Here is a 10,833-nt window from a genome sequence, read left to right as displayed (position 1 = left end):
GGGTGTTTTTCGTTTTAAGGCGTCAATATTAAGTATAATCGCATAGTAGTAAACGTGTTATGCAGGCGTTATGTGCAAATTAGGAAAGTATGGAGAAATGTTATATGGAAAAGTGGCTAATAGAGGTAAAAGAAGCATTAAGTGAAGCACTGAAAGCTATTTCCAGTGGTGATATACCTAAAGAAAATATGTATCAGTTAGCATCACTTTTCTATGCCAAGCGAAATCATATGAATAATGATTCATTGTTTGAGGCTATGAATCATGAAATTGATGAACAAGTTAAATCTGATTGGTCATTTGATCCCAACTCCAAACTTCATTATAAGTTCCATTTCGTTTCATCCTATCTAATTTGCTTCGTGATAGCAGGGAAAATTGATGAGTTTACCTATGATCAAATAATGGATTTCGTTAACCAAAAATTGGATCTATTTGAAGAGTAGCTCGGAGCTAAAATTAGCACATAACAAATGCATCAACACGATTTGCTACACTCGGCATTGTCAGTTTGCCTTTAGTTTCAGTGATTAAGGCAGTAAAATTCAGCTAGGTCTGCATAGTAGCAAACGTGTTATGCAGGCGTTGTGCGTACTGAGTCCGAAATTTTTTGCACGGTTCATCAATAGAATCGCGGCTTTCGTAGTTTCGGCTTAGTAAGCGTAAATTTCTTCTTTTTTTCCTTTTGGTTTTCGTTTTATCAGGTTCGGCAAATTAGCCCTTATTTCCCTAATTTCAGGCGTTTCAGAGGCTATTCTACGCTTCAATTGTTCTCTGGTTATGCCTCATTTTAGTCTGCATCAGTGTTTTGCTCGCAGCATTTCCAATCCCAATTGTGGTTAGGATATTTGGTTTATCAGTTCCAAACTAGCTGAAACCAAGCCGTTCAAATGGTGTAAAAAATGTATCTGTCTTCCATTTACTTTATCTCGCAATTTAAGAACATTTTGTTCGCTTAATTGCTATCGGTAAATTAGAATCAGGGCTTAGAAAATCTTGGCAGGGCAGTTCTTTACCAAGTTGGCCAAGCCGAAAGTAAGCACGCACAACAATCGCATCAACACGATTTATTACATTCGGCGTTCTGGGTTTGTCTTGGGTTTCGTGATTAAGGCGGCAAAATTCAGGTTGGTTTGCATAGTAATAAACGTGTTATGCCAGCGTTATATTGCGAAAATAGTTAAGAGGATTTCATGGAAGAACAGTCTCAAATCTACTTGGATCAGTATCTAAGCTCACTTTCTGAAATTGAACGTGAAAAGTATCAATCATTCAGTTCAGACTATTTCTGTGCTGATGAGCATAATGCCAATTTGTGCGCAGAATTAATCTGAATTGGTCAAAAGACAGCAACTTGTAGCTTAAATGTTTGGTATGAATCTGTTGAAGAATCAATGCCAACCGTTGGCCATTTGCAAGTAGTCGTTGATTGGAATGGGAAACCAATTTGTATCATTGAGATTGATTCAGTTGAAACGTGTAAATATAACGAAGTTACGGCTGAGTTTGCTCATGCAGAAGGCGAGGGCGACCGTTCATTAAAATGGTGACGTGAAGCTCATTGGCGTTTCTTTTCTGCTGAATGTTCAGAGTTAAATATTAAGCCTAATGAGGACATGGTTCTTGTATTGGAACGATTTCATGTCGTTTATCAATAGGCAATATAACAAAGCAATCAACACGATGCTATTACACTCGGCATTCGCGGTTTAGAGTATAATTGGTTTTGTAAGTTGGTCTTTCGCACGTGTTATTGCGGCGTTATATTTTTAGGAGATTAAGTGGACTATCATAAATTATGGGAGCTAACGAAAAAGAACTTTTCTGCAGCGTTTTCAGGCCTTCTACTAGGTATTATAGGTACTTATATTGCCTTTGATGCATTGGTTGTAGCATCAAAAAACACACATATAGCGACTCTCACGGCATCTGTTCAGGCCGAGAAAGGCAGGCAGGACGTCTTGAATGATCGGATTAAACTAATTGGTGATCGTGCAGTATTATTGGAAACACAGCTTAAATATAAGCCCGAAACTCAAAAGGCACGAGATGAACAAAATAAAGTCACTATTGAAAGACTAAAAGTGGAAAATGCTCAACTATATAAAATAAAAGATAGTTTCGAAGAACTTGAAGGTAATAATGTTGATATTGCGGAACTTAATATTAAGTTAAAACAGTATATGATAGAGAATACTCAACTAAAAGCTGAAGTTGCACATTTTAAGTCTGACACAATTGTTAAAAATAAAAGAATTTACAAAGGTTCGAGTTGGACTGGTTTAGGTGGTCGTATCACAATCGGCTTATCTGACGTTGAAAATGATTATAAACTTGGCTACACAGCTCAAGTAGTATCTTCTATCTATGATTTTAAGCGTCAAGAGTTGCAAGCTGGTTATAGTTCAAACTTCAAGTTAAATGATGCTGATTATATTTTAGTTATAAATAAAGTTGCCTATGTCGGTGATTATATTGAGTTTTCTGTGTATAAAAAAATATAACAAATGCATCAACACGATTTGCTACATTCGGCATTCTAGGTTTCTTTGAGTTTACCATGTTAAGTGGTAAATTTGGGCTTAATCTGCATGGTAGCAAACGTGTTATGCAGGCGTTATAAAACAAGAGGGCAACATGGAAAAATCTGAATATGGTAAGTGGATTCATACTGCTTTTACTGGCGCAAGTTTTGCTTACTTTCTTGCAGTAATTGATAAGGTTGACCTGATTGTTTCTAGCTACTCGTTAGCCTTTTCGACGTTGTCATTTGCCTTAGCATTAGTTTTAAACGCTATTTTTGCAATGGTTTACTATGGTTTCGACGGAGAACAAGATGTTACTGAAAAACTCTCTAAGTATTGGTTGTTACGACGTTTCAATAGTTTGTCCCAGTGGTCGTTTATCTTTGCAGTGATTGGGTTGGTATATTTTGTTATTGAGCCTGTGGTGAGAATTGTTTTATAACAAATGCATCAACACGATTTGCTACACTCGGCGTTGTCAGTTTGCCTTTAGTTTCGTGATTAAGGCGTTAAAATTCAGCTAGGTCTGTATCGTAGCAAACGTGTTATGCAGGCGTTGTGCGTACTGAGTCCGAAATTTTTTGCACGGTTCATCAAAAGGATCGCGGCCTTCGTAGTTTCGGCTTAGTAAGCGTAAATTTCTTCTTTGTTGCCTTTTGGTTCTCATTTCATCAGGTTCGGCAAATTAGCCCTTATTTCCCAAAGTTCAGGCGTTTCAGCGGCTATTTTACGCTTCAATTGTTCTTTGGTTATGCCTCATTTTAGTTTGCACCAGTGTTTTGCTCGCAGCATTTCCAATCCCAGTTGTAGTTAGGATATTTGGTTTATCAGTTCCAAACTAGCTGAAACTAAGCCGTTCAAATGGTGTAAAAAATGTATTGGTTTCCCATTTACTTTATCTCGCAATTTAAGAACATTTTGTTCGCTTAATTGCTATCGGTAAATTAAAATCAGGGCTTAGAAAATCTTGGCGAGGCAGTTCTTTACCAAGTTGGCCAAGCCGAAAGTAAGCACGCACAACAATCGCATCAACACGATTTATTACATTCGGCGTTCTGGGTTTGTCTTGGGTTTTGTGATTAAGGCAGTAAAATTCAGGTTGGTTTGCATAGTAATAAACGTGTTATGCCAGCGTTATATGCAAGGAGGCATTATGAGAAAAGCTTATCTGTTCGATTGGGGTGACACTTTAATGGTCGACTTTCCAAATGCTCCAGGAAAAATGTGTGATTGGGAAACCGTTCAAGCCGTAGATGGTGCTTCGGAAATGTTAGCTTCGTTATCTCAGAAAGGACATTTGCTTTATGTGGCAACTGGTGCTGATGATTCCAGTGTTCAGGATATTGAGTTGGCATTTGAACGAGTCGGGTTGTCTCAATTCATTTCAGGCTATTTCTGTAAATCAAATCTTGGTTTATCAAAAGGCAGTTCTGAATTTTATCAAAGAATAGCGAATAAGTTAGGTGCTGAACCGAGTCAACTTACAATGGTTGGTGACTCACTTGAAAAAGACGTTATTTCAGCGATAGAGGCTGGTTTAAATGCGATTTGGTTTAACCATCGAGGTTTGGAAAAAGAAAGTCATTCCAATTTTAGGACGATCTCTCAGCTTCATGAGTTAAGCATATAACAAATGCATCAACACGATTTGCTACATTCGGCGTTGTCAGTTTGCCTTTAGTTTCAGTGATTAAGGCGTTAAAATTCAGCTAAGTCTGCATCGTAGCAAACGTGTTATGCAGGCGTTATATGCTTGAAGTGGAAATAATAAGGATATTCAATGAAGTTCAATCATTTAGGTATACCAACAACAGAACGGTTCGATGGTGAAATAGATTTACCTCATTTGAAAATGACAGTATCTGACCATCAGAATAATCCTTATGGGATCCAGTGGCAGCGTTTTTGGGCTGATGCTCCATATCCTGAATTGGTGAAAACAGTTCCTCACGCCGCTTTTGAAGTTGATGACTTAATGGCTGAAATTAAAGGTAAGAAAGTCATAATTGAACCTAATTCACCAAGTGAAGGCTTAATTGTTGCCTTTATTGAAGTAAACGGCGCTCCAGTTGAGTTGATGGAATATTCTAAATAGTTGGGTAAATGATGCTTCTCAGGTCAGCTTTGAGATAAATAACTTAGCTGACTTTAAGAACGCATATAACAAATGCATCAACACGATTTGCTACACTCGGCGTTGTCAGTTTGCCTTTAGTTTCAGTGATTAAGGCGGTAAAATTCAGTTAAGTCTGTATAGTAGCAAACGTGTTATGCAGGCGTTATATTTTCAATTAGGTTAAGTCTATGAATAAAATAAAAGTACAAATGGAATCTCGTTCTGCAAAAGATTGTTTCAGAATAGCAACTACCAGCTTAGCCTTAGCTAAGCGAGCTGATGAAGAATGGGAGATTGAACATCATGTGATTACAGGGATCACTTTTTCAGCATTCTCTATTGAAGCAATGATTAATCACTATGCCAGAATTTATAATAAAGACTGGAATAATTTGAAAGGAAGTAGAAAAGAAGCACATAAAAAATTTTTTAAAGATGTGAATCTTCCTAATTATCTAGGCACAAAAGAGTATCAAAATGCAAATGCTTGTTTTGAACTAAGGGATATGTTTGCTCACGGAAAAACTAAAAATGAGATATTAACCATAGACTTTCCGGAAGACAGTGATTCAGAAACAGTTTTTAACCATATGGTACAACTTGGTTCTGAACCATTTAGAAAATCAGATTTAAAATTGTTGCAATTATTTGTTGATACAGCTAAGAAAATAGAAAAGGATATTGAATCTAATGGTTTTTATCCAAATCAAGATCACATTGAGTTAACTCTAAGATCGAAACTTCGAGAGTGTCCTTTGAGTGTTTCAGGAGTCCGTAGTTGGTAAAATATAACAAATGCATCAACACGATTTGCTACACTCGGCATTGTCAGTTTGCCTTTAGTTTCAGTGGTTAAGGCAGTAAAATTCAGCTAGGTCTGCATAGTAGCAAACGTGTTATGCAGGCGTTGTGCGTACTGAGTCCGAAATTTTTTGCACGGTTCATCAAAAGGATCGAGGCTTTCGTAGTTTCGGCTTAGTAAGCGTGCCTTTCTTCTTTGTTGCCTTTTTGCTTTCGTATCGTCAGGTTCGGCAAATTAGCCCTTATTTCCCTAAGTTCAGGCGTTTCAGAGACATTTTTACGCTTCAATTGTTCTTTGATTATGCCTCATTTTAGCCTGTATCAGTGTTTTCCTCGTAGCATTTTTAATCCCAATTGTGGTTAGGATATTTGGTTTGTCAGCCGAAAACTGGCTGCAACCAAGTCGTTCAAATAGTGTAAAAAATGTATCTGTTTTCCATTCACTTTATCTCGCAATTTAAGAACATTTTGTTCGCTTAATTACCATTGGTAAATTAAAATCAGGACATTAAAAAATGTTGGCAGGGCAGTTCTTTAACCAAGCTAGCCAAGCCGAAAGTAAGCACGCACAACAATCGCATCAACACGATTTATTACATTCGGCGTTCTGGGTTTGCCTTGGGTTTAGTGATTAAGGCGGTAAAATTCAGGTTGGTCTGCATGGTAATAAACGTGTTATGCCAGCGTTATATTCATTTTTTGATTAACGAGAGAAATGTTAATGGAACAAATTTTTAATGATGGTTTTTGGTCTATTTCGGGAGCTGTAGTCGGTGCATTTCTTGGTGCTCTATTTGGTTTCATTGTATCTATTTTTCTTGATTACCGAAGAAGTACTAAGCTTGAAAAATGCCTTTATAAAGAAGCTGATTTTGTATCAAGTTACATGAGTTCATTTTTGATTTCTGTAGTTAATGAAAATGACAAACTAAAAATTAATCTTAATCAAGGCGATAGTTTTAGTGCTCCGCGTGAAATCAACTTTGATGTATTCAATATATTATATTTAGAGTTGTATAAAACAAAAAAAATCCCAACAGATGATCATAGACGGTTCGTTCATAATGTTAGTTATCAATGGGAACAAATGTTCTCTTTAGATAAAGATCGCATTGAAAGGGTCGGAGAAAGCGCGATCTATAAAATAAATAGAGGTAAATGTAAGGATGTTATTTATATTTTAGTGGGGCTGCTTTATTACTTTGACTTGTTCATATCGAAAAAAGGTAAGTTTAAGTTCGATGAAAATAGCGATTTCAGAACAATGGCAAATTTGGTATTTAGTAAATATCAAATAAATAATGAGGATTTGATTAATATAATTAGCAACGAAACGGCTCATTGGTGAAATGAATATAACAAATGCATCAACACGATTTGCTACACTCGGCGTTGTCAGTTTGTCTTTAGTTTCAGTGATTAAGGCGGTAAAATTCAGTTAAGTCTGTATCGTAGCAAACGTGTTATGCAGGCGTTATGTGTTCCCAAGGGGTAAGTATGGATATCCAGTTTAAAAGAGCTTCCGAGCTAAAGTATGCTGAGTCATTAACTCAATCCAATATGGCTAGTTATTATTTAGCTCGGAATATCGTTTGGGACAGCAGTCTGTTTATCAAAAATTGGGCTCTCTTGGATAACTTTGAAATATTCGCGGATAATCATCGAGTTGGTATTGTTCGTTTTAGCTATAACGAATCAACCACTTTTCTTCGTGTGTTCAGTGAAAATCCAGCAATCAAGTTATATAAAGAGAAAGGGTTTACGCAAACCGTGGAAGTGAATGGGTTAATAGAAATGGAATTTACTTTAAGTTCAAACACATAACAAATGCATCAACACGATTTACTACACTCGGCATCTCAGGTTGTCGGGTGTTTCTCGTTTTAAGGCGTCAATTTTAAGTATAATTGCATGGTAGTAAACGTGTTATGCAGGCGTTACACGAACTAAAGATTGCAGTTTTTTGGCTCAGTTCGGCGATAGAACCATTCGATTTCTAGATGTGAAAATAGGGTGGTTTTCCCTTCTTCTTTGTTGCCTTTTAGTGTCCGTTTCATCAGGTTCGGCAATTGGCCATTATTGCCAAAAGTCCATGGGTTTCAGAAACTAATTCACGCTTCAATTGTTCATGGTTTTGCCTCATTTCGGTCTGCATCAGTGTTTTACTCGCAGCATTTTCAATCCCAATTGTGGTTAGGATATTTGGTTTATCAGATCCAAACTTGCTGAAACCAAATCGTACAAATGATGTAAGAAAAAGGGATTGTTTCGTTTCACAGTTATTGCCGTTGAAATGATATTTTGCTCGCTTAATTGAGCCAGTCTAATTAAACTCAGTTTACAGTAAATCTTGGTAAATCAATTCTTTATCAAGTTAATGGAAGCGTTGACAAAGATCGTGTAACAAATGCATCAACACGATTTGCTACACTCGGCGTTGTCAGTTTGTCTTTAATTTCAGTGATTAAGGCAGTAAAATTCAGTTAAGTCTGTATCGTAGCAAACGTGTTATGCAGGCGTTATATTTTTTAATGGCCTCAATATTAAATTAAGGCCAGAGTTCTTATGATACGGACTTAGATTGAAATGAAAAGTTAGGGTTACTTTTCGTCAACCATCTTAACCTAAACTCTGTTATATCAGAAATTACGTTAAATCCATTTTTATAAGCAACGTGCGTTTTTGATATTGGTTGTTCTTGTTCTATCAAAATGACTTTTCTTGTACCATTATCTTTCTCGTTTAAATTAAAAGCTGCGTGTGCTGTTGTTCCAGTTCCAGCAAAAAAATCTAAAATTAAAGCATCTTTCTTTGTGTGGCTAATAATTAAGTCTTCAATAAGATCTAATGGTTTTGGCGTTTCGAATACTTTGGTTCCATATATTTCTTTTATTTGATTTGTAGCTCTTTCTGTTAAATAGCGATTATCATCCCAAAAACTACGTGGTTTTATCCTTTTATCTTCGGAATGGTAGTTTTTAACATAAATGACACCATTTTTACTTGCAAATAATTTCCAAGATTCTTTTGTAGCTTTTTCTTTCCCCCATAGCCAACGACGTTCTATTCCTTTGCTGTCCATTGGGTATACTTTTTTTAATAATTTATCTTTATTTTCAGTAAAAACGTTGCCGTTTTCATCGAAATAAAGAGGATAGAACATATTTGGTCTGTCTTCTCTGAGACTAGCGTCTCCTTTTTTTCTGAAAAGTCCATTTATTTTATATAAACCATATTCATCTTTTCGATCATAAGATGACGAATCTTCATCTTTAAAACCCGTAATCTCAGCTTGAGAGGTTTTACCATAGACAATAATATACTCATGGTTGGTTGCTATATTACCTTTGCTTCCTTTACCATTACGGCTTCTACAGACGCTAATGCACGCTATAAAATTAGTCTCACCAAATATTTGGTCTAAAAGAATACGCAGATATGGTTGTTCATAATCATCAATACTGATGGCTACGATCCCAGTATCTTTAAGAAGGGTATGCAAATGAACTAATCGAGAAGTCATAAATTGCATCCATTCGGCATGACTTCCCCATATAGTGTGGTTATTAGACGTTCGATTATCGTTATAAATAAATTTATTTTTAGTATTGTAGGGCGGATCTATATAACAAAAATCAATCGAATTTTTTAATTCATCATTCAGTTTTCTCAGAATGATTTCATTGTCACCTTTATAAAGATGACAAATAGCATCAACTTCTTGGTTGATTTTTGTACTAGTTTCAAATATTGAGCTCTGTGTATCAATATTTAATGCTAAACTTTGACTTATCTTATTGATATTCTTGTTCATAATTGCTTTCATGCGTTCGGTTATTCCAACGATAACATAAAATCGTTTGTCACTGAAGCTAAGGAGGCTTTATGTCGAATCGTGAAAAATTTAAATTAGGTGCTGTTTCCAAAAAGTATGAAGAAAAAAGTATTAAAAAACGCATAGAATCATTTCTTATAGATAATGTAGGTAAAATAGTAACTAGAGAAATGATTATTCAGGTTTCCAAGGATCCAACAACAGGTAAAGAACCCGAAAATTGGCATCAACGACTTTCAGAGTTACGTACAGATGATGGTTATACCATTTTATCTAAGCGCGACAGGGCATTTTTATCGGTTGAGGAATATGTTTTAGAATCATTGAATAAAAGAGCAGCAGCTGGAAAGCGAGTATTACCAACAAAAGAAACTTGGGCTGCTATTCTGGTACGTGCAGATGATTCCTGTGAGTGGAGTGATGGAGGGGAGTCCTGTGGATTAAAAAATGGAGCAACGGATCCAATAGGAGGAGGGACAGTTAAATTAACGCCAGATCATATGCAACCTCATTCTATAAATCCCAACGCAGACCCTAGTTCGATGAAGCAGTGGCAAGCATTATGTGGACGGCATCAGGTTATAAAGAAAAATTTTTGGGATTCTAGTTCAGGTAAAGTCAATACGATTGCAATTCTGCAAGCATTACCTCATAAAGAGAAAGAAATAGCCTTAAAGTTTCTACTTGAGTATTTTGGTGAAGAACTAGCTTAATCGTATAAAAATATAACAAATGCATCAACACGATTTACTACACTCGGCATCTCAGGTTGTCGGGTGTTTCTCGTTTTAAGGCGTCAATTTCAAGTATGATTGCATGGTAGCAAACGTGTTATGCAGGCGTTATATGCCCGATTGGGTTCAAATTTAATATTAAGGATAATAAAATGAAACAAGGATTAGTTGTAATTGATGTTCAAAATGATTATTTTTCTGGCGGCTCAATGGAGTTAGTTGGGATAGATGAAGCAGCTTTAAATTGTAATCAGTTACTCAATGCTTTTCGTCAAAAGAATGCACCAATTTTTCATATTCAACATATTGCAACAAGAGAGGGTGCAACGTTTTTTGTACCAAATACTGTTGGTTGTGAAATACATGAAAGTGTAAGACCTCTTGATAATGAAATAGTAGTTATCAAGCACTATCCAAGTTCATTTCGTGAAACTGAGCTAAATGAAATTCTTAAAAAGTCAGGAGTAGATGAACTCATTATTTGCGGTGCTATGACTCATATGTGTATTGATACTACAACTCGTGCTGCGTTTGATTTAGGTTATAAATGCCAAGTGATTTCAGATGCTTGCGCTACACGAGATTTGGAATTTAATGGTCAGTCTGTAAAAGCCGCAGAGGTTCAGGCTGCGTTTATGGCTGCATTAAGTGTTCCGTTTGCGGATATTTCATCAACAGAGAAATATTTGAGTATAGTGAAATAGCATATAACAAATGCATCAACACGATTTGCTACACTCGGCATTGTCAGTTTGCCTTTAGTTTTAGTGATTAAGGCGGTAAAATTCAGTTAAGCCGGTATCGTAGCAAACGTGTTATGCA

Annotated in this window: 11 protein-coding genes and 1 pseudogene; 11 read left to right on the top strand and 1 reads right to left on the bottom strand. The window is 36.2% G+C overall.

The annotated features are described in order from the left end of the window. Positions 1-104 precede the first annotated feature (104 nt). The 9 genes and pseudogenes from BTO23_RS15355 (at position 105) to BTO23_RS15300 (ending at position 7,266) form a co-directional block, all read left to right on the top strand. Positions 105-446, top strand: coding sequence for a hypothetical protein (locus tag BTO23_RS15355; RefSeq protein WP_105063939.1), 342 nt, complete (start codon positions 105-107; stop codon positions 444-446). A 747-nt stretch (positions 447-1,193) separates the two neighbouring features. Continuing rightward, positions 1,194-1,658: pseudogene (locus tag BTO23_RS15345) on the top strand (ASCH domain-containing protein). Positions 1,659-1,781: 123 nt separating this feature from the next. Beyond that, positions 1,782-2,504 carry a hypothetical protein gene (locus tag BTO23_RS15340; RefSeq protein WP_105063938.1) on the top strand — a complete coding sequence of 241 codons (723 nt, stop codon included), beginning with the start codon at positions 1,782-1,784 and terminating at the stop codon, positions 2,502-2,504. 133 nt (positions 2,505-2,637) lie between these two features. Further along, positions 2,638-2,967, top strand: a complete 330-nt coding sequence (locus tag BTO23_RS15335) for an MFS transporter permease (RefSeq protein ID WP_105063937.1) — start codon at positions 2,638-2,640, stop codon at positions 2,965-2,967. 711 nt (positions 2,968-3,678) lie between these two features. After that, the gene (locus BTO23_RS15325; protein ID WP_105063936.1) at positions 3,679-4,155 is read left to right on the top strand and encodes an HAD family hydrolase; all 477 of its coding nucleotides are present in this window, start codon (positions 3,679-3,681) and stop codon (positions 4,153-4,155) included. Positions 4,156-4,305: 150 nt separating this feature from the next. Beyond that, positions 4,306-4,620 (top strand): VOC family protein, encoded by a 315-nt coding sequence (locus BTO23_RS15320; protein ID WP_061030684.1) that lies wholly within the window; start codon positions 4,306-4,308, stop codon positions 4,618-4,620. Positions 4,621-4,829: 209 nt separating this feature from the next. Beyond that, positions 4,830-5,426: a hypothetical protein gene (locus BTO23_RS15315; protein WP_105063935.1), complete on the top strand. Its 597-nt coding sequence runs from the start codon at positions 4,830-4,832 to the stop codon at positions 5,424-5,426. Positions 5,427-6,163: 737 nt separating this feature from the next. Continuing rightward, positions 6,164-6,790: a hypothetical protein gene (locus tag BTO23_RS15305; protein ID WP_105063934.1), complete on the top strand. Its 627-nt coding sequence runs from the start codon at positions 6,164-6,166 to the stop codon at positions 6,788-6,790. 149 nt (positions 6,791-6,939) lie between these two features. Further along, positions 6,940-7,266 carry a GNAT family N-acetyltransferase gene (locus BTO23_RS15300; RefSeq protein ID WP_105063933.1) on the top strand — a complete coding sequence of 109 codons (327 nt, stop codon included), beginning with the start codon at positions 6,940-6,942 and terminating at the stop codon, positions 7,264-7,266. A gap of 739 nt (positions 7,267-8,005) precedes the next feature. Here BTO23_RS15300 and BTO23_RS15290 read toward each other — a convergent pair. After that, positions 8,006-9,268: a site-specific DNA-methyltransferase gene (locus BTO23_RS15290; RefSeq protein ID WP_170066756.1), complete on the bottom strand. Its 1,263-nt coding sequence runs from the start codon at positions 9,266-9,268 to the stop codon at positions 8,006-8,008. Between the two features lie 59 nt (positions 9,269-9,327). Between BTO23_RS15290 and BTO23_RS15285 the strand changes: the two genes are divergently transcribed. Beyond that, positions 9,328-9,990 carry a restriction endonuclease gene (locus BTO23_RS15285; protein ID WP_105063931.1) on the top strand — a complete coding sequence of 221 codons (663 nt, stop codon included), beginning with the start codon at positions 9,328-9,330 and terminating at the stop codon, positions 9,988-9,990. 173 nt (positions 9,991-10,163) lie between these two features. Next, positions 10,164-10,715, top strand: a complete 552-nt coding sequence (locus BTO23_RS15280) for a cysteine hydrolase family protein (RefSeq protein WP_105063930.1) — start codon at positions 10,164-10,166, stop codon at positions 10,713-10,715. The last annotated feature ends 118 nt before the right edge of the window (positions 10,716-10,833 follow it).

The organism is Aliivibrio sifiae (assembly GCF_002954715.1).
GTDB classification, from domain to species: Bacteria; Pseudomonadota; Gammaproteobacteria; order Enterobacterales; family Vibrionaceae; genus Aliivibrio; species Aliivibrio sifiae.
This window is presented reverse-complemented; position numbering and strand designations above follow the sequence as displayed.